This is a genomic window from Streptomyces racemochromogenes (assembly GCF_044129415.1).
Lineage (GTDB): Bacteria > Actinomycetota > Actinomycetes > Streptomycetales > Streptomycetaceae > Streptomyces > Streptomyces racemochromogenes_A.
In genome coordinates this window covers 26,498-50,708 of the sequence record NZ_JBBDHD010000047.1, presented here as the reverse complement: position 1 = coordinate 50,708, position 24,211 = coordinate 26,498, and the positions used below count along the sequence as shown (strand labels likewise).

General features: G+C 73.6%; 21 protein-coding genes. 7 read left to right on the top strand and 14 right to left on the bottom strand.

The genetic code is table 11. The features are described from left to right. Positions 1–124: 124 nt before the first annotated feature. From WDV06_RS19265 to WDV06_RS19225, 9 genes are all read right to left on the bottom strand, one after another. Positions 125–781, bottom strand: coding sequence for a hypothetical protein (locus tag WDV06_RS19265; RefSeq protein ID WP_395511000.1), 657 nt, complete (start codon positions 779–781; stop codon positions 125–127). 90 nt (positions 782–871) lie between these two features. Beyond that, positions 872–2,941 carry an RICIN domain-containing protein gene (locus WDV06_RS19260; protein WP_395510999.1) on the bottom strand — a complete coding sequence of 690 codons (2,070 nt, stop codon included), beginning with the start codon at positions 2,939–2,941 and terminating at the stop codon, positions 872–874. Between the two features lie 351 nt (positions 2,942–3,292). Continuing rightward, a complete protein-coding gene (locus WDV06_RS19255; protein WP_395510998.1) occupies positions 3,293–3,625 on the bottom strand; it encodes a TcmI family type II polyketide cyclase in 333 nt (110 codons plus the stop codon). A gap of 40 nt (positions 3,626–3,665) precedes the next feature. Beyond that, positions 3,666–4,145 carry an SRPBCC family protein gene (locus WDV06_RS19250; RefSeq protein ID WP_395510997.1) on the bottom strand — a complete coding sequence of 160 codons (480 nt, stop codon included), beginning with the start codon at positions 4,143–4,145 and terminating at the stop codon, positions 3,666–3,668. A gap of 1 nt (position 4,146) precedes the next feature. Further along, a complete protein-coding gene (locus WDV06_RS19245; protein WP_079424051.1) occupies positions 4,147–4,401 on the bottom strand; it encodes an acyl carrier protein in 255 nt (84 codons plus the stop codon). A gap of 86 nt (positions 4,402–4,487) precedes the next feature. Continuing rightward, positions 4,488–5,726: a beta-ketoacyl synthase N-terminal-like domain-containing protein gene (locus tag WDV06_RS19240; protein ID WP_395510996.1), complete on the bottom strand. Its 1,239-nt coding sequence runs from the start codon at positions 5,724–5,726 to the stop codon at positions 4,488–4,490. Next, positions 5,723–6,994, bottom strand: coding sequence for a beta-ketoacyl-[acyl-carrier-protein] synthase family protein (locus WDV06_RS19235; protein ID WP_395510995.1), 1,272 nt, complete (start codon positions 6,992–6,994; stop codon positions 5,723–5,725). Before WDV06_RS19235 ends, WDV06_RS19240 begins: the two co-directional genes overlap by 4 nt. Next, on the bottom strand, positions 6,991–7,437 hold the full coding sequence (locus tag WDV06_RS19230) for a cupin domain-containing protein (RefSeq protein ID WP_351886152.1): 447 nt from the start codon (positions 7,435–7,437) through the stop codon (positions 6,991–6,993). The genes WDV06_RS19235 and WDV06_RS19230 overlap by 4 nt, the downstream gene beginning before the upstream one ends. Positions 7,438–7,547: 110 nt before the next feature. After that, entirely contained in the window at positions 7,548–8,630 is a 1,083-nt protein-coding gene (locus WDV06_RS19225; protein ID WP_395510994.1) for a SchA/CurD-like domain-containing protein, read from the bottom strand. Positions 8,631–8,934: 304 nt separating this feature from the next. On the opposite strand from WDV06_RS19225, the gene WDV06_RS19220 reads away from it, so the two are divergent. Next, positions 8,935–10,566, top strand: coding sequence for an FAD-dependent oxidoreductase (locus WDV06_RS19220; RefSeq protein WP_395510993.1), 1,632 nt, complete (start codon positions 8,935–8,937; stop codon positions 10,564–10,566). Between the two features lie 42 nt (positions 10,567–10,608). Here WDV06_RS19220 and WDV06_RS19215 read toward each other — a convergent pair whose 3' ends face one another. The 3 genes from WDV06_RS19215 to WDV06_RS19205 form a co-directional block, all read right to left on the bottom strand. Continuing rightward, the gene (locus tag WDV06_RS19215; protein ID WP_395510992.1) at positions 10,609–10,833 is read right to left on the bottom strand and encodes an acyl-CoA carboxylase subunit epsilon; all 225 of its coding nucleotides are present in this window, start codon (positions 10,831–10,833) and stop codon (positions 10,609–10,611) included. A 64-nt stretch (positions 10,834–10,897) separates the two neighbouring features. After that, a complete protein-coding gene (locus WDV06_RS19210; RefSeq protein ID WP_395510991.1) occupies positions 10,898–12,820 on the bottom strand; it encodes a galactose oxidase-like domain-containing protein in 1,923 nt (640 codons plus the stop codon). A 306-nt stretch (positions 12,821–13,126) separates the two neighbouring features. After that, on the bottom strand, positions 13,127–13,477 hold the full coding sequence (locus WDV06_RS19205) for a hypothetical protein (protein ID WP_395510990.1): 351 nt from the start codon (positions 13,475–13,477) through the stop codon (positions 13,127–13,129). Positions 13,478–13,810: 333 nt separating this feature from the next. Between WDV06_RS19205 and WDV06_RS19200 the strand changes: the two genes are divergently transcribed. From WDV06_RS19200 to WDV06_RS19175, 6 genes are all read left to right on the top strand, one after another. Further along, complete coding sequence (locus WDV06_RS19200; RefSeq protein WP_395511001.1) at positions 13,811–16,051, top strand: HelD family protein; 2,241 nt, start codon at positions 13,811–13,813, stop codon at positions 16,049–16,051. Positions 16,052–16,134: 83 nt separating this feature from the next. After that, positions 16,135–17,331 (top strand): cytochrome P450 family protein, encoded by a 1,197-nt coding sequence (locus WDV06_RS19195; RefSeq protein WP_395510989.1) that lies wholly within the window; start codon positions 16,135–16,137, stop codon positions 17,329–17,331. A gap of 109 nt (positions 17,332–17,440) precedes the next feature. Then, complete coding sequence (locus tag WDV06_RS19190; protein ID WP_395510988.1) at positions 17,441–18,706, top strand: VWA domain-containing protein; 1,266 nt, start codon at positions 17,441–17,443, stop codon at positions 18,704–18,706. Then, complete coding sequence (locus WDV06_RS19185; protein WP_395510987.1) at positions 18,706–19,506, top strand: hypothetical protein; 801 nt, start codon at positions 18,706–18,708, stop codon at positions 19,504–19,506. Before WDV06_RS19190 ends, WDV06_RS19185 begins: the two co-directional genes overlap by 1 nt. Positions 19,507–19,640: 134 nt before the next feature. Further along, positions 19,641–20,564, top strand: a complete 924-nt coding sequence (locus WDV06_RS19180; protein ID WP_395510986.1) for a MurR/RpiR family transcriptional regulator — start codon at positions 19,641–19,643, stop codon at positions 20,562–20,564. Between the two features lie 321 nt (positions 20,565–20,885). Beyond that, complete coding sequence (locus WDV06_RS19175) at positions 20,886–21,275, top strand: hypothetical protein (RefSeq protein ID WP_395510985.1); 390 nt, start codon at positions 20,886–20,888, stop codon at positions 21,273–21,275. A 19-nt stretch (positions 21,276–21,294) separates the two neighbouring features. Here WDV06_RS19175 and WDV06_RS19170 read toward each other — a convergent pair whose 3' ends face one another. Then, entirely contained in the window at positions 21,295–22,881 is a 1,587-nt protein-coding gene (locus tag WDV06_RS19170; RefSeq protein WP_395510984.1) for a phospholipase D-like domain-containing protein, read from the bottom strand. 198 nt (positions 22,882–23,079) lie between these two features. Beyond that, entirely contained in the window at positions 23,080–24,189 is a 1,110-nt protein-coding gene (locus WDV06_RS19165; RefSeq protein WP_395510983.1) for an aryl-sulfate sulfotransferase, read from the bottom strand. Positions 24,190–24,211 lie beyond the last annotated feature (22 nt).

Here is a 24,211-nt window from a genome sequence, read left to right as displayed (position 1 = left end):
CGCCGGGGCCTTCTTTTGTCGAACACAGAGTTTTTCGGTATCGCGTTACGGGTCTCGTGGGCTCGGTGATCAGTATAAGAGGCACCCCCGACGCGGGGCGGGGCGACACTCCGTCGGCGCTGCGTCAGCGGCGGCGGGCCCGGCGCAGGAGGATCCCGGCGGCCGCGCCCAGCAGGGCGATGCCGGCCACGCCGGCGGTCGTCCACCAGCCGGCGGAGGCGTTCCCCGGGGCCGGGGCCGTTGAGGCGGTGGAGGCGGGCGGGACGCTGGAGGCGGGAGGGGTCGACGCGGCCACCGGGGACGGGGCCGCGGGGGAGGGGGAGGCCGGCGCGGGGGAGGCGGCCGTGGGCGCCGGGTCGGTCACCGGTACGCCGACCTCCTGGCGGGCCCGCCCGAGCGAGGGGAAGCCCGCTTCCACGGTCACCGTCCAGGTCCCGGCCGGCAGCGTCTCCGCGGTGGTCCAGCCCGCCGCCCGGCCGGGGTCGCGCACCAGCTTCCAGGGGCCTTCCGAGCGGGTGCCGTCGGCGCTGACGGCGTTCACGGTGGCGGCCACGGCCTCCTCGACGGCATCCCCGTCGTTCTCCCAGGTGACGTCGGCGGTGACGTGCCCGGACCGCTGCCCGGTGATCACCACGTGCAGGGTGTCGCCATGGGCCTGGGCGGGGCCGGCCGTGACGACGACGGCGACGGCCGTCAGGGCCAGTGCGCCGAGGGCCGGCGCGGTCAGGGAGGGCAGGGCGGCGCGCCGCATACGGGCCGGCGCGGTGCTCGGAGTGCTCACGGTGCTCCAGATGAGGTGGAGTGCGGGAGGGGAGGTACGCGGGGGCGGGCGGCCCCAGGGGAGTAGGGGCCGCCCGCCGGTCATCGGGGGTCAGGCGGCCTTGCGGGCCGTCCAGACCTGCGCCGGACGGCCGTCCGCGCGCTGGAGTTCGAGCAGCCAGTCCCCGTAGTAGGGCCGGTTGCTCACCGCGAGGGCGAAGCCGCCGCTCGGGTCGGACACGGTCACCGCGCCGTCGCGGGCGGAGACCTTCCACCGCTGGGCGGCCGAGTCGCCGGAGCAGGGCTGCTGTGCGATCCACATGCCCGCGGCGGGCGCGCCGCCGGGCTGGAGGCACTTGCCGGAGACCGCCGAGCGGATCCGCACCAGGCCGCTGCCGGCGTCGTCGAAGTACCACTGCTGCTGCGCGTAGCCGTTGGACCGGCCGGCGACGAGGACCGTCCCGTCGGCGGTGCGGCCGCCCCACAGTTCGGCGGCCATGCCGCTGCTGCCGTTGCCGAGCACGTAGCGGGCGCCCGGGGTGGTCGTGGCGCCGCCGCCGGAGTCGGCCGTGCGGAAGGACGCGGCCTTGCCGGCGCCGCTGTCACGCCCGGCGGTGTCGCGGACCGAGACGGCGGCCGTGTAGGCGGTGCCGGGACGGAGGTTGTAGACGCGCAGGGAGGTGGACTGGACCCAGGTCAGGTGCTTGTCGTTGAGCAGCACCTGGTACCAGGCGGCGCCCTCGACCTTGGGCCAGCTCAGCACCACGGAGTCGGCCTGGATCTGGCCGGCCGTCACCGCCGGTCCGCCCGAGGGCTTCTTGGTGGGCGAGGGCGAGGGCGTGGGCTTCGGGGAGGGGTTGGGGTTCGGGTCGGTGCCGCCCCCGCCCTCCGTGCGCATCAGGAACTGGTTGTCGGCGATGTTCCAGTGGGTGGCGAGGTAGCTGCCCGGCTGGGGACTGGTGTGGAAGTAGTCGTCGTGGTTGCAGTCGAGGATGTTCTCCTTCGCCTGGTTGTTGCAGACGTAGCGCATCTGCGGGTAGTACGGCGTGTCGGAGTAGCACATGACGTCGTACTCGTCCGTGCAGTGCGCGCCCCGGCTGGTGTTGGGCGCGCTGTTGTTCACCGCGCCCAGGTTGTGGCCGAGTTCGTGGGCGGCGGTGTGCCCGCCCCAGCAGCCGGAGTCCGTACGGCCGTAGGAGGGGCCGAAGTTGCTCAGGTTGTCCTGGCCGTGGCGCTCGTCGCCGTTGAAGGTGCCGATGCCGCAGTAGACCTGGGTGTCCGCGAAGATCATGTACTTGCGGTCGCGGCGGTTGAGGCCCTTGCCGGCCAGCGCGTTGTTGGTGGCGCTGAACTCCGCCAGCGCGGAGTCCGGGAGCTCGATGCTCAGCACCGACGGGGTGCAGTCGGCGGCCGTCACGTAGCGGATGTGGCGGATGCCGCCGGTCTCCTTGGCGCTGGCCGCGTAGATCATGTCGGCGTCCACGGCCCACTTGCGGAACGAGGCCGCGTACTCGGCGTACCGGTCGCGGCCCGGGCCGTGCGCATACACGACCTGGACGCGGTTGCCGGTGCTGCCGTCGCCGTCGCACTGGACGGTCTGGCCGGCCGGACCGGTGGCGACCGCCTGGCCGCCGGAGGGCGGGGCCGGCGCCTTCGCGCTCGCGGCCACGCTGCGGGCGTCGGCGGCGGGCGCGTCCTGAGGACGCCCGCCGCCTTCCGTGGCGGCCGGATCCGCGGAGGCGGGGGCGGCCGGATCGGCCGCCGCGGCCTTGGTCTTGACCACGGGCGGGACGTCGGCCTTGATGTCGACGTCCTTGGGCGGGGCGTCGGGTCCGTGGGTGCAGAGTCCGGCCTCGGTGCGGTAGACGCCGGCGCACCGGTCGCCCTTGGGGGCGGTGTCCAGGCCGTCGTAGACCATGCCCTTGTCGTCCTCGTTCGCGGGCTTCTTCGCGAGCGGGGCCGGCTCCTGGTCGCGGGCCGGTGCGGCGGCCGGCTGCGCTGCGGCGGCCGGCGCTCCGGCCAGCGCGGGCGTGGTGGCCTCGGCGTCGGGGCCGAGGCGGGAGTAGGCGAGACCGCCCGCGAGCAGCGCCGCCGACGCCGCCGCGGCGGTCAGGAGTATCAGCTTCCGCGGGGAGCGGCGTTGGTCGGCCCGGCGGCGCCGGCCCTTGGGTCGTGCTGTCATGCGCACCTCAAGTCCTGGTCAGGGGAGTAGGTGCGCAGAAGCGTGCCAGATGAGCGCCGTGGAGAATTCGGACAAACGGGAGGCTGGCCCGGGAAATCTATCCGTTACCTTCGGCCTCGATTTGATGAACCGTCAATGTGCTTGAAAAACAGGGGAGTTACGCGCGTCGCATGGCAAAGGTCCAGGCCAATAAAGGCGGGTTGTTATCAAATCGAGATAAGAGGTGGAACCTTGTTGACGGCAATTCAGTCAGGTATTCATTCAAAAACTACCTGCCGAATTCCCCCCGTTACTGGCCGTGGGTGCCCAGGCCGCCCGGCGGTGCGGCGCCGGCTTGGGCACCCGTACGGACTACCTGGCGGCGTCCCGCTCCCAGAGGTAGAACCGGTGGGCCATCGCGTCCTTGGGGCTCCGCCACGTCTGCGGGTCGTGCGGGCTGACGTACGCCTGGAGCCGGTCGCTCAGGTCGCGGAACTCCGGGTGCCCGACGACCTTGGCGATGGCCGGACCGGGATCGGAGTCGCACTCGACCAGGTGCATGTACACCTCCCCGAACTGGAAGAGGCTGCGGCGCCGGACCCCGACCAGATGCGGCAGCTCGCCCGCGTCCGAGGCGGCGAACAGGCCGGCGATGTCGGGCGCGGAACCGGGTGCCATCCGGGCCACGATGAGGGCTTGGTGCATCGAGGGTCGCCTTTCGGGTGGAGCGGGGAGGGGAGGGGGATCAGCGGCGGCCCGCCGGGGACTTGGCCTTCGCCCGGTGCGCGCGCTCGATCTTGTCCCGGATCAGCTCCATCTGGATCTTGGAGTTGTGGTTGATGCGGTCGGTCATCCCCGCGTCGTCGATCGGCGCGTCCGGCTTCATCGCGAAGTCCTGCACCCATCGCATCCGGGTGCCGCCCGGCACCTCGCCGTACTCCCAGTGGATGTTCATGTGCGCGAACGGGCCGGTCTCCACCCGGCGCGCCTTCACCGTCAGCCCCGCGCGGTCCACCGTCCGCTCCGAGACCCAGCTCCACACCACCCCGTTCTCGTCGGGGTGCATGGCCAGGCGGAACCGGGTGGTGTTCCCCGCCTGCTCCAGGATCTCGATGGAGGCGTACTCGCTGAACAGCTCGGGCCAGTTCGGCAGGTCGTTCGTGACGTCCCAGACGACGTCCACGGGCGCCTTGACGGTGATCTCGTTGTCGGTGTGGCCGGCCATATCAGGCTCCTGTCATGAGGCTGTTGTTGACGAGGTCGACGAACTCGCGAGGGCTCTTGCAGCGGTCGGCGTCGGCGGGCAGCGCCCGGCCGCGCCGGTTCTCCAGCTCGCCCACGATGCCGAGCAGGCCCAGCGAGTCCAGGCCGTAGTCGTCGAACCGCGAGTCCGGGCGGCTCGTCAGCTCGGCGGGGTCGACGGTGATGCCGGCACCCTTCATGAGGGTGGCCAGCTCTTCCATGGTCAGTCGGTCGGACATGGTGCCTTCTCTCTCCTGCTTCCCGGGGGCCGGCCGGTCGCCCGCACGGCCCTGACGGACGGGGTGGGGATCACTGCGCGCCGGCCTCACGGTCCCTTGCGCAGGACGAGTGCCGCGTTCGACCCCATCCGGCCGCGGCTCAGGACGAGCGCGGTCCGCAGGGGGGCGACGCGGGCGCTGCCGGTGACCACGTCGAGGTCGTGGCAGACGTCGAAGACGTTCGGCGTGGGCGGTACGACACCGTGCTCCAGCGCCAGGACGGCGGCCGCCGCGTCCAGCGTCCCGGCCGCGCAGTACGCCCGCCCGGTACCGGTCTTGGGCGCCGTCACCGGAACCTTCGAGCCGTGCGCGCCCAGTGCCGACCGCAGCGCCGCGGCCTCGGCCGCGTCCGCCTCGGGCGTGCCCAGGGCGTCCGCGAAGACCACGTCCACCTCCTCCGGCGCGCAGCCGGCCTCCCGCAGGGCGCCGCGCACGGCGTGTGCCAGCCCCTCGGAATCGCCCGGCCGTCCCGGCGGGGTGAAGGTGGCGCAGTGCCCGGCCAGCAGGGCCCGTACGGGTGCGCCCCGCCGCGCGGCCCCGGCCGCGTCCTCGACGGTGAACATGGCGCCGCCCTCGGCCGGGACGAACCCGCAGGCCTTCGCCGTGAAGGGCCGGTAGGCCCGCTCCGGGTCGTCCCCGGTGCTCAGCCCCTCGTACCCCACCTGGCAGACCACCGAGTAGGGGGCGAGCGGGGCCTCCGTCGCGCCGACGAGCATCGCCCGGCTGCCCTGCCGGATCGCCCGGGCGGCATGTGCGAAGGCGTCCAGCCCGCCCGCCTCGTCGCTGCACACCACCCCGCACGGGCCCTTGAACCCGCGCCGGATGGAGATCTGGCCGGTGCTGGCCGCGTAGAACCAGGCGATCGACTGGTACGGGCCCACGTAGCGGGGGCCCTGCCCCCACAGCCGCTGGAGCTCGCGCTGCCCGAACTCGCCGCCGCCCGACCCGGCCGCCGTCACCACGCCCACCGCGTACGGGTCGTCCTCGTAGTCGGCGCGGCCCAGCCGGGCGTGCTCCAGCGCGAGGTCGGCGGCGGCCAGCGCGTAGTGGCTGAAGCGGTCCGTCTGGACGAGGAACCGCTCCTCCACCAGCGAGCCCGGGTCGAACCCCCGCACCTCGCCCGCCACCCGCACCGGAAGGTGCTCGCAGCCCTGCCGCGTCACCCGGTCCAGGACGCTGTCGCCGGCCTGCGTGGCCTTCCAGAAGGCCTCCGCGCCGATCCCGTTCGGCGCGACCACACCGATACCGGTGACGGCCGCCACGGGACCGGCAGTACGGCTCTTCACGCGCGTACCTCCTTGGGCTGGGTCAGGACCACGGCGGACTGGAAGCCGCCGAAGCCGCTCCCCACCGACAGCACGTTGCGCAGGGTGTGCCGGCGCGCGGTGCGCGGCACGTAGTCCAGGTCGCATTCCGGGTCGGGGGTCTCGTAGTTCGCGGTCGGCGGGACCACGTGGTGGGTCATCGCCAGGACGCAGGCCGCGAGTTCGATCGCCCCGATGGCGCCGAGCGAGTGCCCCACCATGGACTTGATGGAGGTCATCGGCGTCTTGTAGGCGTGGTCCCCGAGCACCCGCTTCACGGCCGCCGTCTCGTGGCGGTCGTTCTGCTTGGTGCCGGAGCCGTGCGCGTTGACGTAGTCGATCTCCCGGGCGTCGACCCGGGCCTGCGCCAGGGCCGTCTCGATCGCCCGGGCCATCTCCAGGCCCTCCGTGGTCAGCCCGGTCATGTGGTGGGCGTTGCCGAAGGTCGCGTACCCGCCGATCTCGCAGTAGATCCGCGCCCCGCGGGCCCGCGCCCGCTCCAGCTCCTCCAGGACCAGCACCGCCCCGCCCTCGCCGAGGACGAAACCGTCCCGGTCGGCGTCGAAGGGCCGGGAGGCGTGCGCCGGGTCCTCGTTGTTCGCCGAGGTCGCCTTGATGGCGTCGAAGCAGGCCACGGTGATGGGGGAGACCGGCGAGTCGGAGGCGCCCGCGATGCAGACGTCCATGCGGCCCTCCTGGATGGAGTGCACCGCGTACCCGACGGCGTCGAGCCCCGAGGTGCAGCCGGTGGACACCGTCTGCACGGGACCGCGCGCCCCCGTCTGCTCCGCCACCGCCGAGGCGAGGGTGGCGGGGGTGAAGGCGCGGTGCAGGAAGGGGGAGGAGAGGCGGTGGTCCACGTCCCACCACGCGCCCTGCTGGCTGACGTCCACGTAGTCGTGTTCCAGCCGGGTGGTGCCGCCGACCGCCGTGCCCAGGGAGACGCCGGTGCGCCAGGCGCTCTCGCCGTCCAGCTCAAGCCCGGAGTCGGCCACCGCCTCGCGGGCCGCGACCAGGGCGAACTGGATGTACCGGTCCGCCCGTGCCGCCTCGTCCCCGGTGAAACCGTGCTCGGCAGGGTCGAAGTCGACCTCGGCGGCTATCCGGGAGCGGAACCCGTCCGGGTCGAAGAGGGTGATGCCCCTGGTCGCCGTACGGCCGTTGGAGAGCAGGTCCCAGAAGGCGGGGGCGCCGATGCCGCCGGGGGCCACCACCCCCACCCCCGTGACGGCCACCCGCCGGCCGGTCACGAGACGGCTCCCGTGCGCTCCGGCGGCCGCTCCGCCCAGGCGGTGGCGTCCGGGTTGGGGGCCTCCTCGGTGTCCACGTGTCCGAGCTTCGGATCCGGGGCGAGGGGACCGAGGTGGAAGACCATCCGGGCCTCGGTGCCGCCGACGTTGCGGAACCGGTGGCGCACGTTCAGCGGGACCAGAAGCCCCTGGTCGGTGCGCAGCGGGTGGGTCTCGCCGTCGAGGTCGACCTCCAGCGTGCCGGCGACCACGTACACGAACTCCTCGGAGTACGGGTGGTAGTGCTCGGCGATCGACTCGCCCGGAGCCATCACCGCCAGGCCCATGAAACCGCTGGTCGAGCCCACCGAGGTCGGGGTGAGGACCGCACGCAGATCACCTCCGCGCCTGCGGTTGGGCTGGGTCTCGCTGAGGTCGACGATGCGCGGGTGATGTCTGGTCATGACGGACTTCCTCCTGGCGGACGGGAGCCTTCTCATGGGCTGCCGGTGGGGGTGGGGTGGTACGGGCCCGGGGGCGGGCACCCGGTGCCGGGTGCCGCCGCCCGCGCGGATCAAGGCTGCGCCGGAGCCCGGCGGTCGGTGATCGGGTCCATGGGGTGGGGGGCCTGGGCATCGGCCAGCAGCCGCTCCAGCACCGCGGTGCCGCGCGGGCCGTCCAGGCCGAAGCTGCCCGCGAAGCGGCCGTCGGCCGGCCCGGTCACGTCGAGCAGGCGGACCACGACGTCGTCGCGCTGGAAGATGCTGCTGCTCAGCACCGGACTCGTGGGGATCTTCGCGGCGGCCTCGTCCTGGCGGGCGAGGAACCGGGCGACGAGCGGGCCGCAGCCCGGCTTGGCCGGGTAGAACAGCGCGTGCCGGGTGATCCGGTCCGGCTGCGGTCCGTGCGCCTCGACGTGGTGGACGGCCGGCAGGCCCGCGCGCATGAAGAACATCCGGGCGGACTCCGGGTCGGACAGGTCCCGGTCCTGCTCCAGGTACGGGTTGATCGCCTGCTCCACCGCCCGCACCTCGGGCTGCTCCGAGACGTGCCGCAGCGCGGCCGTGAGGTCGCCCTGCACCTCCACGGCCCGCACCACCCGGTTGCCGTGCATGAACAGGGAGGTGCGCAGGAGCCGGGTGTGGTCGTCGACGCGGGCGGCGGGGGAGGAGTACGAGGACAGGATCTCGGCGACCTTCGCCTCGCTGCCCGGCTTCACCGTGAAGGTCAGCGCGTGCCGGACGACGCCCTCGCCGAGCCGCGGCCCCTCCTGGAGCCGCCCGCGGAAGGCGGCCCGCGGGGCGTCGTAGCGCCGTCCGGTCTCGCGCAGCACCGTGAACTTCAGCGGGCGCATCGAGCGGGCGCAGGCGCCCAGCGGCCGTACCTGCTCGGCGTGCGCCTCGCTGTTGACCCAGGCGAGGTACTGCGGCGCGCTCTCCCACTCGCTGGTGATCAGCCACTGCGAGGGGTTCTCGAAGGACTGGCAGAGCTGGTCGCCCAGGTGCCCGGGCACCGAGGCGATGTCGTGCCTCAGCCGCTCGTAGGCCTCGAAGAACCGCTGCTGGGCACCCTCGTGGAGGTCCATCAGCAGGACGACCCGGAGCATGGAGCCGTCGAACGCGGACTGCGACACCCGTTCGGACTGGGTGGTTGTCATCTGCTCACTCCTTCGTGAGGGCACGGACGCCGGCGCGTACGCGCTCCCCTGCGTCGTTCGGCGGCGACTTCCCGGCAACCGCCCGGCGGCGGCGGGCCCCGTGGCCCCCGGTCACCGGACGCGGAAGGTCCGGACGGGAGGGGCCGCCGCTGTCGCTCATCGTCATCCGCCCGGGTACGGATCGCGACATCTCCGGATCAAGCGGGTGACAAGACGCGACTCGCCCGGGCAATGAGGCCGATCGAGGGCATAAGCCGTCCACTGTCCTTCCACAGCCCCCACACGAAACAGGAGCCCGCAGCCGATGGAAGAGCATGCCGATGTCCGCGTACCGGTCCTCGTCGTGGGCGGTTCCCTCGTGGGCCTCTCGACCTCGCTGTTCCTGAGCCGCCACGGCATCAGGCACATGGTGGTCGAGAAGCACGCCGGAACCTCCGTCCACCCGCGCGGACGGGGGATCAACGCCCGCACCATGGAGCTGTTCCGGACGGCGGGGGTCGAACCCGCCATCCGCAAGGAGGCGTCCGCCCTGGAGGCCAACCAGGGCATCCTGCAGACGCAGGCGCTCATCGGCGGCGAGCACAAGTGGCTCATCAAGGCCGTCGACCCGTCCGGGGCGCTCGCCCGCTTCAGCCCCACCGGCTGGTGCCTGTGCAGCCAGAACAACATCGAGCCGGTGCTGGCGGCCCAGAGCCGTGCCCAGGGCGCCGACGTACGCTTCTCCACCGAGCTCATGAGCTTCGACCAGGACGCCGGCGGGGTCAGCGCCCTGGTGAAGAACCGGGACACCGGTGAGCACCTGACCGTCCGCGCCGACTACCTGATCGCCGCCGACGGCCCGCGCAGCCCCGTCCGCGAAGCCCTCGGCATCCGGCAGGCGGGCAGCGGCGAGCTGTTCCACAACGTCAGCATCGTCTTCCGCTCGGAGCGCCTCGCCGGGCTGCTGGGAGACATCCGCTTCATCGTCTGCTACCTGATGCGCCCGGGCGCCGACGGGGCGCTGCTTCCGGTGGACAACGAGACGCAGTGGGTCTTCCACGCCCCCTGGCACCCCGAGACGGGCGAGACGCTGGAGGACTTCACCGAGGAGCGCTGCATCGCCCAGATCCGGGGCGCCATCGGCGTGCCCGACCTGGACGTGGAGATCGGTGGCAAGGCCCCCTGGCACGCCGCCGAACGCGTCGCCCAGCAGTACGCGGTCGGCCGGGTGTTCGTCGTCGGTGACGCGGCGCACGAGATGTCCCCGACCGGGGCCTTCGGCTCCAACACCGGCATCCAGGACGCGCACAACCTGGCCTGGAAGATCGCCGCGGTGCTGAACGGCTCCGCCGGACCCGCCCTGCTGGACACCTACGAGGACGAGCGGCTCCCCGTCGCCCGCGCGACCAGCGAGCGGGCCTCCGCCCGTTCGGCCGAACACAGCCACCCGGGGTACGTGCCCCCTCCCAGCATGGGCGGCGGCCCGGGCAGCGGGGTCCTCACCACGGCCATGGGCTACTGCTACCCCGAGGGAGCCGTCATCGGCGGCGACCCCGGCCGGCCGATCATCCCCGAGACCATGCGCCTCAAGGGGGACGTCGGCACCCGCGCCCCGCACATGTGGCTGACGCGGGCGGGGCAGCGGATCTCCCTGCTCGACCTGTACGAGACCTCCTTCGTGCTGCTGAGCAGCCCGGGCACGCCCTGGAAGGAAGCGGCCGGACAGGTCGCGCGGGAACTGGGCGCGCGCCTGGACGCCTACACCGTCGGCTCCGCTCCGGAGGCCGACCTGGTCCAGCCGGACGGCGCCGACTGGGCGGAGCTCCACGAACTCCCGGCCGACGGAGCGGTCCTCGTCCGCCCGGACGGTTTCGTCGCCTGGCGCGCGGAGGGCGCCGCGGCCGATCCGCGAGGGGCGCTCCAGGACGCGCTGACGCGACTGCTGCGGCGCGTCTAGGCCGGGACGGGACGGCCCGGCGGGCGCCCGCGGCCGTCCGGCTCAGCGGCAGGTCCAGCACCCCGCCCAGCATCCGTGGCCCCCGGGCCGCCGGTGCGGGCGGCGGTGCGCCGCGGTGTGCCCGGGGGCGGGCCCCGGGGCGGCCGGGGGCTGTCCGGTACGGCTCGCGAGGCAGGCGACCACGACGGTGATCGCGGCCAGTTCCTCGGGGCAGGCGGTGCCCCGGTGGACCCGGAGCAGGCTGGATATGGCGTCTTCGCTGGGCATCGTCACGGCCTCTCGGCAGGAGATCTCCCCCTGGGCGGGCCCGCCGGGCCCGGCGCTGTCGACGCTACGGGGCCGTCCGTGGGCGTGTCGCGCCGGGAAGGGGTTGTCCACAGCCGTCCGGGCGACCCCGCCCCGGACGGTCCGACGGCCGGACGCCGCCGGTCTGACGGTGGCCCAGCTTCACCCATTTCGCGGTGCTGGGCACTCCGCGCCCGTCCAGGAGGAAGAGCATGTAGTACCCGGGCGGGGCGTCGGCCGCGCCCGGCGGGGTGCGCAGGGTGAGCGCGTCGCCCCGTACCGCGGTGACGGCGAGTTCCAGGTGCCGCTGGCTGGTGTTCACCGCGTGGGTGACCGTCGTGGGCGCCAGCAGGACGGCCCGGCGGACGGCGGAGGCGGTGGCGCTGCGGACCTCGAAGGGGGTGGCGTAGGCGAGTTCGCCGCCCGGGACCCGGTCCAGGGCCGGCCGGGTGCCGCCCTGGTGGAGGTAGGGGGGCTCGTAGATCTCGATGCTGCCGTCCATCGCGTCCCGGATGTCGGGGTCGTTGGCGATCTGCTGGAGCTCGTCGCCGGTCACCATCACCCGGCCGTCCGGCATCACCAGGGCGTTGGAGTGGTAGCCGCGCGGCAGCCGCTGGGCCGGGCCGAGCCGCCAGTGGCCGCGGGCGTCGCGCAGCTCCGTCCGCCGGTACTTGAGGTCGGCGTCGGGGTTGAAGGGGCCGTGGCCGTAGTCGCGGGTGCTCAGGGCGCCGTTGACGGTGAGGAGGGTGGCGTCCGGGAGGATCAGGGTGTCGTCCTGGGTGCGGCCGAAGGCCCGGGGTTCCTCGGTGCTCCAGCGGCCGCCCGCCAGCCGGTAGGTGTTCGGGTCGTGCGGGTCGCCGCCCAGGACCAGGACCGAGTCGGGGCCGCGCAGCCCCGCCGGGAGCGGGACGGCCGAGCCGTAGCCGCGGAAGTCCGCCGGGCGGCGGGGCAGGTCGGCGCGGGTCTCGCGGACCGGGTCGAACAGCCACTGCTGGTCGGCGTCCCGGCCCAGGCCGTAGATCATGCCGTCGCGCAGTGAGAACAGGTGCGGGTAGTCGTTGCGGAACGGGGCGTCGGCCCGGAACCGCTCCACGGCCATGCCCGCCGGAATGTCGTACGGCCGCCACGGCACGGGCAGCCCCTTCGCCGGGAAGCGCTCCACCACCGGCGTGGGGGTGCCCGTACCGCGCTCGGACTGGCCGGACACGATCGTCTGGCGGCCGTCGGCCCCGGTGACCACCGACGGGTACCAGCGGCCCACGGACATGTCCCGGTTGCGGAACCAGGTCTCGGTCCAGGGGTCGAACACGAAGGAGAGCTTCGCCCCGCTGCCGCCCTTGCCGCCGGCGTTGCCGCCGAAGACGGCCAGCATCCCGTTGGGCAGGAAGGCGTGCCCGGCGCAGAAGAACGGCGCGGGGCGCGGGACGTGGGTCCCGTCCGGCATCAGCACGGTCGGCGGCCGGACCTCCTTGAAGGCCTGCGCCCCCGTCCCCCTGGCGGGGTCCCACAGGAAGGCGCGGCCCGCGTTCGTGCGGCCGATGCGGTCGGTGGGGCCGGTCTCCTTGGTGGGGTTGACCTCGACCCGCTCGAAGGAGAAGAGCAGCACCTTGCCGGTGGGGAGCTGGGCGAGGTGGACGCCGAAGTCGGGGGAGGGGAAGAACTGCGCGAACCGGCCGTCCCGGGCCGGGACGACGGCCTGGTTGGCGGCCGCCTGGGACTTCGTCAGCGCCGCCAGGCTCGCGGTGCGGGTGGCCTGCGGGTAATCGGCGGCGCCCGCGGCCGCGCTGCGCCGCTCGGCGTGGGCCCGGGCGTGGTCGGCGCCGATGAACGCGGCCTCGGCGTCGGCGTGCCCGTGGTCGGCGCCGCCCTCGTGGGCCCGGGCGGCGGGGGCGGTGAGGAAGGCGCTCGCGGCCAGGGCGGCGGCCAGCGCGGCCGACAGGGCGGCGGGCCGGGGTGCTCTTCGGGACATGCGGTGCGCTCCTCGGTGTGCGGCGGCCGTAGTGGGAGGGCCGGCCGGGCGGGAGGGTTCGGGAAGGTCGCCATGCTAGAAGATCACGTGCATATCGCCTCATATGACGCGAACCCACTGCCTCATACGGGTGGCCCGGCCTGGCCCGCGGCGCGGTGCCGCCGGCGGTAGGAGAGGTCACGGCCCCCAGCAGCGGCCCCCAGGCGGCGAGCGGCAGGCAGAGGAAGCCGACGAGGAGGGCGCCGCGGGCCGTCATGTCCTCGTGGGGCGGCAGCCACCACCGGGCGAACGGCGTCCACAGCAGGGTCAGCGCCACGGCGCCCGCGCCGGCGACGGCCGCCACCCGGTGCGGCGCCGGCCTGCGGCCGCCCACCAGCGGCACCCACCGCGGGAGCACGTCCCCCAGGGGTGCACCAGTCCCAGGGCCGGCAGCGCCGACAGCTCGCTCGCCGCGCCGAGCAGCACCACGTACACCCGGCCCCAGCCGGGTATCCCGGCCGCCGCGTAGCCGGCTTCGGTGTATCCGGCCGGGAACCCGGCCGCGAGGAACAGCCGCCGGATCCCGGTCGGCAGGGTGAGCAGGGTGGTGGCGCGGGCGGCGCGGACGGCCCAGCGGGGCGCGGCCGGAACGCCCCGGCCGGGGCGGGATGCGGTCATGCGCACCGGCCTGCCGGGCGGCGTCCGAGGCGGCGTCGCCCCGGGGGACGGCCCGCGCGGGCTCCCCGGGCAGGAGGCCCGGCGGGCCTCCTCCCCCGCGCGGGGGAGCGGGCGTACTCCGTCCGGCAGCCCGCGCGGTGGGCCCCGCACCGTCCTGCGGAGATACGGAAAACGCCCCGGACGAATTGACGTCCGGGGCGTGCGTCTGCGTATATTCGCTGATTCACGCCTAGAATGAAAAGAAGGCGTGAGGAAGCTTTGCAGGGGCATCGTATCGCGCAGGGAGCGAAATTGTCAAACAAGGAATTCCAGAGCGAGCAGCAATTCATCGACATGCTCTACGCGCGCCTCGAAGACCTGCGGGACAAGGCCGAGCGCGCCGTCCAGGACGCCCTGGCCGCCGGCGGCAACGGATTCCAGGCGCGGCTGGAACGCGATGTGATGGTCGCCGAGCAGTCCGGGCTGCTTTCCGCTCTGAATGCCGCCGAACACGGTCTCTGTTTCGGCCGCCTGGAGTTCTCCGACGGCCGCGACCACCACATCGGCCGCATCGGAATCAGACGGGACGACGCCGAACGCACCCCGCTCGTCCTGGACTGGCGCGCCGACGTCGCCCGCCCCTTCTACCTCGCCACCGGCCACGTCCCGATGGGCCTGCGCCGCCGCCGCCACATCACCACCCGGGGCCGGGAGGTCACCGCCCTGCACGACGAGATCCTCGACCTCACCGACACCGAGCGCACCGGCTACGAGGGCGCCGACGCGGACGCCGTGCTGCTCGCCGCCCTCGACGCGGCCCGCACCGGCCGCATGCACGACATCGTGCGGACCATCCAGGCCGAGCAGGACCACGTCATCCGCTCACCCCACCAGGGCGTCCTGGTCGTCGAGGGCGGTCCCGGTACCGGCAAGACCGCCGTGGCCCTGCACCGCGCCGCCTACCTCCTCTACGCCCAGCGCGAGCTCCTCGGCAAGCGCGGCGTGCTGATCGTCGGCCCCAACCCCGCCTTCCTCGGTTACATCGGGGAGGTCCTGCCCTCCCTCGGCGAGACCGGAGTGCTCCTGGCCGCCCCCGGCGACCTGTTCCCCGGCCTCCACGCGACCGGGACCGACCGCCCCGGAGCCGCCGAGGTCAAGGGCCGCGCCGCCATGGCCGAGGTGCTCGCCAAGGTCGTCGCCGACCGGCAGACCCTGCCCGAGTCGGTGCCCGCCGGCAGCGGCGAGGACAACGACGTCGTCCCCGAGCCCGCCCTGGAGATCGACCACGACGACTACGGCACGCTCCTGCTGGACCGCACCATCGCCCACGCCGCCCGCGACCGCGCCCGCACCACCGGCCTGCCCCACAACCTGGCCCGCCCCTACTTCGCGTTCTCCGTCATCGACGCCCTCACCGAACAGCTCGCCGACCGGCTCGGCGCCGACCCCTACGGCGGCCCCAACCTCCTCGGCCCGGACGACGTCGCGCAGCTCGGCAAGGAGATCGCCACCAGCGCCGAGGTGCACGCCGCCATCGACACCCTCTGGCCGCACCTGACCCCCCGGCAGCTGGTCTCCGAATTCCTCGCCGACCCCACCCACCTCCGCGAGGAGGACGCCGCGCTGATCCGGCGGGCCGCCGGCGACGGGGACGACTGGACCCCCGCCGACGTCCCGCTGCTCGACGAGGCGGCCGAACTCCTCGGCGTGGACGACACTGCGGAACGGGCCGCCGCCGAACGCGACCGCCTGGAGCGCGTCGCCTACGCCCAGGGCGTCCTCGACCTCTCCCTGGGCTCGGAGTCCTACGAGTTCGAGGACATGGAGAAGGAGTACCTCGCCGCCCACGACGTCATCGACGCCGAGCGGATGGCCGAGCGGCACGAGGAGGCCGACCACCGCACCACCGCCGAACGCGCCGCCGCCGACCGGACCTGGGCCTTCGGGCACGTCATCGTCGACGAGGCGCAGGAACTGTCCGAGATGGCCTGGCGGCTGCTGATGCGCCGCTGCCCCACGCGCTCCATGACCCTCGTCGGCGACCCGGCGCAGACCGGCGACGAGGCCGGCTGCGGCTCCTGGAAGCGGATCCTCGACCCGTACGTCGGCGACCGCTTCGAGCGCGTCCGGCTCGGCGTCAACTACCGTACCCCCGCCGAGATCATGGACGTGGCCGCCGCCGTGCTGCGCGCCCACCACCCCGGCTTCGAGCCGCCCCGCTCCGTACGCTCCACCGGCGCGCGCCCCGAGGTGCGCCGGGCCGACGACCTCGCGGCGGCCGTCGCCTCGACCGTGCGCGAGACCGCACCCGCCGACGGGAGGCTCGCGGTGATCGCCCCGCGCGCCCTGCACCCCGAGCTGGCCGCCACGCTGCCCGGCGTACGGGCGGGGGAGGAGCCGGACCTCACCCGCCCCGTCGTGCTGCTGGACCCGCGCCAGGCCAAGGGGCTGGAATTCGACACGGTCGTCGTGGCCGAGCCGGACCGCTTCCCGCCGAGCGACCTCTACGTCGCCCTCACCCGCGCCACCCAGCACCTGGGGGTCGTCCACACCGGCCGGCTCCCGGCCGGGCTCGCGGACCGCACGGCCGGCTGACCGCCGGGGACCGGCCACTCCGTGCGGGCGAGTGGCCGGATTCCCCTGGGCGCGGCGGGGGCCGGCCGTCGTAGTGTGGCGAGATGCCTGTATCGGACATTGTTCCCCTCAGCCCGGACTTCGACGCCGACCCCCACTCCTTCTTCGCGAAGCTGCGCGCGGCGGGCCCGGTGCACCTGGTCAGCGACCAGAACACCCGCCTGTCCGGGCCGTACTGGCTCGTCGTCGGCTACGAGGAGGCCCGTGCGGCGCTGACGCACCCGGGCCTGCGCAAGGACTGGCACGCCACGGACCTGTTCCCGGAGATCGAGCCCACCGCCGCCAACGCGAACATGCTCGAATCCGACCCGCCCCACCACACCCGGCTGCGCCGCCTGGTCGCCAGGGAGTTCACCGCCCGCCGGGTGGAGGCGATGCGGCCGCGCGTCCAGCAGATCACCGACGAACTGCTGGACGCGATGGCCGCCCGGCCCGAGCGCTCGGCCGACCTGATCCGGGACCTGGCCTTCCCGCTGCCGATGACGGTCATCTGCGAACTGCTCGGCGTCCCCGACCTCGACCGCGAGCGCTTCCGCGAGTGGTCCAACGACGTCGTCGCCCCCAAGCCCGGCACCCTGGACAACACGGCCCACCGGCAGCTCAGCGCCTACCTCGCGGACCTCGTCGCGGCCAAGGCCGCGTCCCCGGGCGACGACCTGCTCAGCGCGCTGATCCGCACCCGCGACGAGGACGGCGACCAGCTCTCCCCGGAAGAGCTGATCGGCATGGCCTTCCTGCTGCTGGTCGCCGGGCACGAGACCACCGTCAACCTCATCTCCAACGGCATCCGGGCCCTCCTCGCCCACCCCGCCCAACTCGCCGACCTGCGCGCCGACTACGACGGTCTGCTGGCCGGGGCCGTCGAGGAGATGCTCCGCTACGACGGCCCCGTGCAGAACTCCACCTACCGCTACACCGCCGAGGACGTGGAGATCGGCGGGGTGGTCATCCCGGCCGGCCAGGCCGTCCTGGTCTCGCTGGCCGGCGCCGATCGCGACCCCGGCCGCTTCCCCGAACCCGACGTGTTCGACATCCGCCGCCCCGCGGGCGGCCACCTCGCCTTCGGGCACGGACTGCACTTCTGCATCGGCGCCCCGCTCGCCCGCATGGAGGGCCGTATCGCCGTCCGGGGCCTGCTGGAACGCTTCCCGGACCTGGCGGTGGATCCGGCCGGCGGCCCGCTGGAGTGGCTCCCGGGAGCCCTGATGCACGGGGTCAGCCGCCTCCCGGTCCGCTGGTAGCACCCCGTCAGGAAGGCGCCCCGGCCCCGGCCCACCGGCCGGCCCGGGGCGGGTTCCGGTCCCCGAACGCGGTTTGGACTGCCCGCCGGATCCTCAATACGATCCGGCGATGATCACAAGAAAACGGCTGGCGGCCGGGGCCTTCGGCCTGTTCGTCGCCTTGAGCGCGGGGCTCTTCCCGCAGACCGCCGCCGCTGCCGACGGGCCGGCCAAAGAGCCGCCCAAGGTCGAGCTCGTGCTCGACGCCAGCGGCTCCATGCGCGCCAACGACATCGACGGCCAGTCCCGCATGGCCGCGGCCAAGCAGGCCTTCAACGAGGTCCTGGACGCGGTACCCGACGAAGTCCGCCTGGGCATAAGGACCCTGGGCGCCACCTACCCCGGCGAGGACCGGGCGCTCGGCTGCAAGGACACCAAGCAGCTCTACCCCGTCGGCACGGTCAACCGCACCGAGGCCAAGACCGCCGTCGCCACCCTCGCCCCCACCGGCTGGACCCCCATCGGCCCCGCCCTCCAGGCCGCCGCGCAGGACCTGGACGGGGGCAACGCCACCCGCCGCATCGTGCTCATCACCGACGGCGAGGACACCTGCGCCCCGCTCGACCCCTGCGAAGTGGCCCGCGAGATCGCCGCCAAGGGCATCCACCTCGTCGTGGACACCCTCGGGCTCGTCCCCGACGCCAAGACCCGCTCCCAGCTGACCTGCATCGCGGAGGCCACCGGAGGCACCTACACCTCCGTCGCGCACACCGCCGAACTCTCCGGCAGGGTCAGACAGCTCGTCGACCGGGCCGCCGACCCCGTCGCCACCCCGGTGGCCACCGAGGGCGCCAAGAGCTGCGAGAGCGCCCCGGCGCTGAAGGCCGGCCTGTACAGCGACCGCGAGACCTTCGGCGAGCACCGCTGGTACAAGGTCGACGTCCGCCCCGGCCAGGAGCTGCGCGCCTCGGTCAGCATCGGCGCCGACCGGGCCGTCAACAACGACTACGGGATCCTGCTGCGCGCGACCACCGTGCACGGCCGGGAGATCGTCCGCGGATCCGAGGCCGGTGACGGCCGCACGGACGTGATCTCCACCGGCCTGCGCTACCCGAAGGCCGAGGCCGACGGGGACGAGGCCGACAAGCCCGAGACCGTCTGCCTCCAGGTCAGCAACTCCTTCTCCGCCGGCCCGGCCGTCAAGACCGCGCCCGGCATGCCCGTCGAGCTGACCGTCGACCTGGTCGACGGCCCGGACTCCGGCTCCGACGTCGCCTCCTTCGGCCTGGGCCGCGGCTGGTGGCTGATCGGCCTGCTGGTCCTCACCGGCCTGCTGGCCGGCCTGGTCTGGGGCTGGATCTCGCGCTGGCGCATCTCCGTCTGGAGGACCAACTGATGCGTACCGTACGCACCCTGGCCGCCGCCCTCCTCGCGGGCGCGGCCCTGCTGGCCCCCGCGGCCGCCGCCACCGCGGCCCCCAGCCCCACGCCCAGCGCGGGCGGGGGCACCGGCAAGGACGGCGCCGCGCCCACCGAGGCCGGCACGGGCTTCCGCACCGCGGCCGTGTTCCGGCCGGGCCAGAAGGCCACGGCGGCCGCGTCCACCGGCGACTACCTGTACTGGGCCGTGCCCGCCGACACCGGCCAGCGGCTCACCGTACGGGCCACCGTGACCCTGCCCGCTTCCGCGGCCCGGCACGGCGCGCAGACCTGGCAGCTGGACCTGTACGACGGCCTGCGCCGCCGGCAGCCCTGCACGTACGGCAACCAGCACGTGGCGGTGGCCAAGGAGGCCGCCACCGCCGAGCTCTCCTGCACGCTGCGCACGGTCCGCTCCGGGGCCGAGCCGTGGTCGAACGACCCGCTGCCGGGCAGCTACTACGTCCGCCTGACGGTCGTCGGCGTGCCCGAGGACGACCACGGCCTGCCCGTGAAGGCGCAGGTCGAGGCCGAGGTGAAGGACACGGGCGGGGCGCAGGCGGTCGACGCCGCCCTGGGCGAGCCGCTGGTCCCGGGCATCGCGGGCGCCTCGGAGCAGCAGCGCGAGGCGCGTGCTCCCGAGGGCGGCTGGTCCGGCGGCTGGTGGTCCGACCGCTGGCTGTGGACCGCCGCCGGCGGGGTGCTCGGGGCCCTCGCGGGCATCTGGGGGTACTCCGTGACCCGGGGTTCGGGCCGCCCGGCCCGGCCGCGGGGCTGAGTACGCGCCGCGCCGGTACCCGCGTACCGGTGCGGCGCACCCCGCGCGGTGGTCCCGTACCACCGGACGATCATCATCCGGCCACGGAGCGTGGGCTATGTTGGAGGAAGAGTGACGTGAGAAGGAGGCCGCCGGTGTCATCGGGGCAGCAGGCACGCGCGCAGGCGGCCGCGATCACGCCGAGCCAGAGCCCGCCGCCCGAGCGGGAGAAACCGGCGGCCGACCGGCTGCTGGCGCTCTTCGACGGCCACCGGCTCTCCCCGGGCCAGCGGCGGATCGCCCAGTACCTGATCGACCACCTCACCGAGGCGGCGTTCCTGTCCATCACCGAGCTCGCGGAGCGGGTCGGCGTCAGCCAGCCCTCCGTGACCCGGTTCGCCGCCTCCCTCGGGTTCAGCGGCTATCCGGCCCTGCGCGAGGTGCTCCAGCCGATGGCACTGAGCGCGGTGGCCGGGGGCGCCCCGGACACCCGCGAGCAGATCCGCCACAACGAGCTCCAGGCCGCCGTCGACGCCGAGATCGAGAACCTGGAGAGCGTCCGGCGCCTGCTCGCCGACACGAACCTGATCCTCGGCATCGGCCGCGACCTGGCCCGCTCGGTCCCGCTGACCGTGCTGGGCCTGCGGATCTCCGTCTCCCTCGCCGAGTACTTCGCGTACGCGGCCCGCCGCATCCACCCCGACGTGCGCCTGGTGACCCGGGGCGGCAGCGTCGCCTACGACGCGCTGCTCCAGTCGCGGGCGGCGGGCGGTGCCTGGGTCCTGGCCTTCGCGATGCCCCGGCACGCCAACGAGACCCTGGCGGCCCTGCGGGCGGCCCGCAGCGCCGGGCTGGGTGTGGTCCTGATCACGGACCCCACGGTGGGGCCGCTGGTGGACGAGGCCGACGTGGTGCTGACCGCCGGCACCGGGTCGCGGCTGGTCTTCGACTCCTACGCGGCCCCCGGCATGCTCTCCGCGGCCCTGCTCCAGGCGATGGCGGACGCGGATCCCGAACGGACGCAGGCCCGCCTCGAACAGTACGAGCAGGCCGCTGACCAGCACGGTTTCTTTCTCTAGGGGCGGATCTTCACCTCGTGTGCACCGGAGATATTCACAGCCCGGGTATGCATGAAATTTTTCATACCCTTGCTTACTCGACGGTATATATGTTTACTGACGCAGGCGCTCCGGATCCCTCAGACGCCAAGGCGGACGTTCCCCGCGTCCACCTCGAACGGACACCCAGTACGCCGAACCTCCTCACGGCGGGACCGGGTGTCGGGTCAGGGCTTAACGGATCCCCGGAGGAGCGCCCCTGGCGGCCTCGGTCAACCCCTGGGCCGAGGCCGCCCCCAGCAGTCTCTCGATCAGAGTTCCACACCCCTCGGAAGTGACGAGATGCCCCAGACGGCCACCCTCACGCGCAGCCCGGACTGGCCCCTCCAGGTCAAGGCCCCCGGCACGCACGACTGGGAACGCAGCGCCACGCGCTGGCTGCGGGACCTCCTCCCGGCCCGCTACGGCAGCTACCTGACGCTGACCCGTCACCACGCCCTGCTCGCCCGGCACGTACAGCTCCAGCTCCAGCACGAGATGCGCGCGGTCCGAGTCGCCCTGCACACGAGCCGGGCCGAGCTGCCGACCATGGGTGTCGCCGAGTCGGTCATCGAGAACACCATCCGGATGTACGCCATCGAGCTGGAGCAGCTCGGCCGGCTCGCCCGGGGCGCGCGCCTGGTCTCCGAGGCGCTGCTGCTGGCGGCCACCCCGGGTCAGCGCAGGCGCTGACCCGGGAGCACGCGGGCCGTCAGCCCTGGCAGAGGCCGCGCGCGTAGTCGTACGTCGCGGTCGCCTGCGAGTACTTCCACTGCGGCGCCAGCAGGGAATCCTTCACTTGGCGCGCGGCGGACGGGCTCTCCACGACGTAGCCGAAGTCCTGGAGCCAGGACGGGTACAGGTTCTTCGAACCGATGTAGAAGGCCGCGTCGTCCACCGAGACCAGCTTGTGGTGCTGGGCGTACGGCTTGCCGTCCGCCCATGTCGGCGCGTCCGCGGCGCGCGCGGTCGCCAGCTGGAGGTTCTGGCACATCGCGGTCTTGGACCTGTTCTCGTCGCCGGTCAGCGCCGTGAGGCGGCCGCGCAGCGCGTCGCTCACCTCGCCGAGGGACTTGATCTGGGAGTAGCCGCCGCTGCCGACCGCCCCGCGGTTGGCCGGGTCGCTCACGACGATGCGCACCTTGACCCCGGCCGCCAGCTTCGCGGCCAGCGTGTCGTAGAGGCGGACGTCGTAGCGGGGCAGCGGCGGGCAGGTCGCGTGGACGTCCTGCTGGGAGATCTCGACGTGGCTGGTCGCGCTCGCCACCAGCGCGCGCAGGGCGCTCTCCTCGGGGTTGACCGTGTCGTAGTCCCGGTCGGCGTTGGTGTAGTCGTGCACCCCGACGCCGCACGTGGTGTCGGACGCCTTCGGCAGGACGGGCCTGAACGCCGAGGCCGGGTCGTTCTGGCGGATGCCCACGCCGAGGCCGCCGACCGCGAGGGCCGGGACGTCGCCGCCGCCCGCCGGGGCGGCCGGCCGGGGGAGGACGGGCATGCACTCGGCGCCGCCCGAGGAGGCGAACCAGACGCTGGCCCAGCTGCCCTTGTTGCGGCAGGTCCAGTCCCACAGGGTGTCGAGGTAGCGGCCGGCGGAGCCCGCCGCCGGGCCCGACAGCGCGAGGTCGACGTCGTTGACCGGGTGCGCGGTGTCGAGGTAGTCGTCCTTCCAGCTGTTGATGCCGCCGGTGATCACCGTGCCGCCGTCGACCACCACGAGCTTGGAGTGGTTCCAGGAGAAACCGGTCTTCGAGGTGGTCATCGAGGCCACGTTGAGGGTGACGTTCGCCGCCGCCGGCCCCAGCTTCGCGATCAGCTCGTCGCGGTAGGAGGACGGGAACACGTTGGCGTGGTAGATCGGCGCCGCGCCGACCAGGACGCGCACCCGCAGGCGGTTGCCCCGTCGCACCGACTCCTTCAGGCCGTCCGCGATCGCGTCCTGGAAGGCCCCGTTGGGGAACGGCGCCAGCGTGGATATGTCCACGCTCTGCGTCGCCCCGGAGATGTCCTCGCGCATCTTGTCGAGCAGCCGGCGCGAGCCCGGGCGGTCCGTGCAGGAGGCGTCGCCCCAGCAGCCGGGCGACTGGAGCAGCCAGTCGGAGCCGCCGGCGGCGGTGGCGCCGAGGCGGTTGCCGGAGGTCCGCTCCCAGACGGAGCCCTCCAGGCCCGGGGAGACCTGGCGCACCGCCTGCTCGACGGAGTCCAGGTGCGGGGTGGGGGAGTCGGCGAAGGCCGGGGCGGCGGGCAGGAGGGCGAAGGGGAGAGCGAGCGAGAGGGCCGTCGTGCGGACGGTGCGTGCCAATGTGGTTCCTCGGTCAAGGGGGGTGGCTCGGGCCGGAGGGCACCGGCAGGGAGCCGCTCCGACCTTGATCAACTCGCGCAAGTTACCAGCCCGTAAGGTGCCGTTCATCCCCACTGGTCTGCTTCCGGCCACCCCGCCCGGCACGGCACCGGGTGTCCGGATCCCGCCGACGGAACACGGCCTTCCGGCCCGGGGCCGTCAGAGCCAGGGGAGCTGCTCGGCGGCGTAACGGTAGGCGCGGAACACCGAGTTCTGCGCGCCGCGCGAGGACTCCAGGCCCGTTCCCTCACTGAAGGAGCCGAACTCCGGGACCACGAACTCCCAGACCACGTCCCCTTCCGGGGTCACCTCGAAGAGCCGCCCGAAGGACCCCTCCGCGATGAAGGTGTTCCCGTTCGGCAGCCGCTGCGCGCTGGACATGTACGGGCTGTAGAAGTTCTGCGGCGGGTTGTCCTCGTACGACCACACCTCCTCGCCCGTGGCCGGATCCAGCTCCAGCACCCGCGAGTACGGCACCGAAGTCGTGTCCCGATACGTCCCGTTGTCGAAGACCAGGATGGTGCCGCCCGGCAGCTCGTGCGGGTGGTGCTGCTGGGCCAGCACGTCCGGGCCGATGCTCCAGCGCACCGAGCCGTCGGCCCGGTCCACGGCCACGGCCGTCGAGGCGCTGCGGAAGCCCACCACGATGCCGCCGTCGGCCAGTTCGTTGACGGTGTTGGCCATCGGCCAGTGCTCCCGGGCGAAGTGCGGGTTCAGCGGCACCTGCTCCGGGTCCAGGTGCTCGATCGCCGCCCAGCGCCACACCACCTCGCCGTCCCAGGTCAGCTCCAGCACCACGTCCCCGTAGATCACCCCGCCGGCCGCCTCCGAGCCGGGGATGCCGCCGCGGATGCGGGCGGCGTCGGCCGGGTCGAGGGGTTCGACGGTGGTGATGAGCAGGTTGCCGTTCCGCAGGATCGAGGCGTCGTGGTGGTGGAAGGGGTGGCGGACCTCGCGCAGCACCGTCGAGTCGGGGGCCAGCTCCTGGAAGATGCCGCCGTGGTAGACGTCCCAGATGGGGAAGAGGCTCGGGCCGGAGGTGTCCTTGGCCGCGTAGAAGAGGTTCCCGTTCGGGAGCAGCTGGGCCTGGCGGCCGGGCGGGTGCGGGGAGTTCCACGTGTGGGCGGGCTTGCCCTCGATGTCCACCAGGTGGATCCGGCCGTCCCCGGCGATCGGGGTGTAGAGGGTGTAGCCGCCGTAGCTGCGGGCCGGGTCGTGGGCGCGCAGGCCGGTGCCGCGGCGGCGCAGGGTGTTCTGGTCGACGGTCATGGCGTGTTCCTTCTTCTCGTCG

What these genes read in the sequence shown, in the direction of transcription:
- WDV06_RS19260 (WP_395510999.1), bottom strand. Translation starts at nt 2,941, where the DNA reads ATGACAGCACGACCCAAGGGCCGGCGCCGCCGGGCCGACCAACGCCGC.
- WDV06_RS19255 (WP_395510998.1), bottom strand. Translation starts at nt 3,625, where the DNA reads ATGCACCAAGCCCTCATCGTGGCCCGGATGGCACCCGGTTCCGCGCCC.
- WDV06_RS19250 (WP_395510997.1), bottom strand. Translation starts at nt 4,145, where the DNA reads ATGGCCGGCCACACCGACAACGAGATCACCGTCAAGGCGCCCGTGGAC.
- WDV06_RS19245 (WP_079424051.1), bottom strand. Translation starts at nt 4,401, where the DNA reads ATGTCCGACCGACTGACCATGGAAGAGCTGGCCACCCTCATGAAGGGT.
- WDV06_RS19230 (WP_351886152.1), bottom strand. Translation starts at nt 7,437, where the DNA reads ATGACCAGACATCACCCGCGCATCGTCGACCTCAGCGAGACCCAGCCC.
- WDV06_RS19225 (WP_395510994.1), bottom strand. Translation starts at nt 8,630, where the DNA reads ATGACAACCACCCAGTCCGAACGGGTGTCGCAGTCCGCGTTCGACGGC.
- WDV06_RS19220 (WP_395510993.1), top strand. Translation starts at nt 8,935, where the DNA reads ATGGAAGAGCATGCCGATGTCCGCGTACCGGTCCTCGTCGTGGGCGGT.
- WDV06_RS19215 (WP_395510992.1), bottom strand. Translation starts at nt 10,833, where the DNA reads ATGCCCAGCGAAGACGCCATATCCAGCCTGCTCCGGGTCCACCGGGGC.
- WDV06_RS19210 (WP_395510991.1), bottom strand. Translation starts at nt 12,820, where the DNA reads ATGTCCCGAAGAGCACCCCGGCCCGCCGCCCTGTCGGCCGCGCTGGCC.
- WDV06_RS19205 (WP_395510990.1), bottom strand. Translation starts at nt 13,477, where the DNA reads ATGACCGCATCCCGCCCCGGCCGGGGCGTTCCGGCCGCGCCCCGCTGG.
- WDV06_RS19200 (WP_395511001.1), top strand. Translation starts at nt 13,811, where the DNA reads ATGCTCTACGCGCGCCTCGAAGACCTGCGGGACAAGGCCGAGCGCGCC.
- WDV06_RS19195 (WP_395510989.1), top strand. Translation starts at nt 16,135, where the DNA reads ATGCCTGTATCGGACATTGTTCCCCTCAGCCCGGACTTCGACGCCGAC.
- WDV06_RS19190 (WP_395510988.1), top strand. Translation starts at nt 17,441, where the DNA reads ATGATCACAAGAAAACGGCTGGCGGCCGGGGCCTTCGGCCTGTTCGTC.
- WDV06_RS19185 (WP_395510987.1), top strand. Translation starts at nt 18,706, where the DNA reads ATGCGTACCGTACGCACCCTGGCCGCCGCCCTCCTCGCGGGCGCGGCC.
- WDV06_RS19175 (WP_395510985.1), top strand. Translation starts at nt 20,886, where the DNA reads ATGCCCCAGACGGCCACCCTCACGCGCAGCCCGGACTGGCCCCTCCAG.
- WDV06_RS19165 (WP_395510983.1), bottom strand. Translation starts at nt 24,189, where the DNA reads ATGACCGTCGACCAGAACACCCTGCGCCGCCGCGGCACCGGCCTGCGC.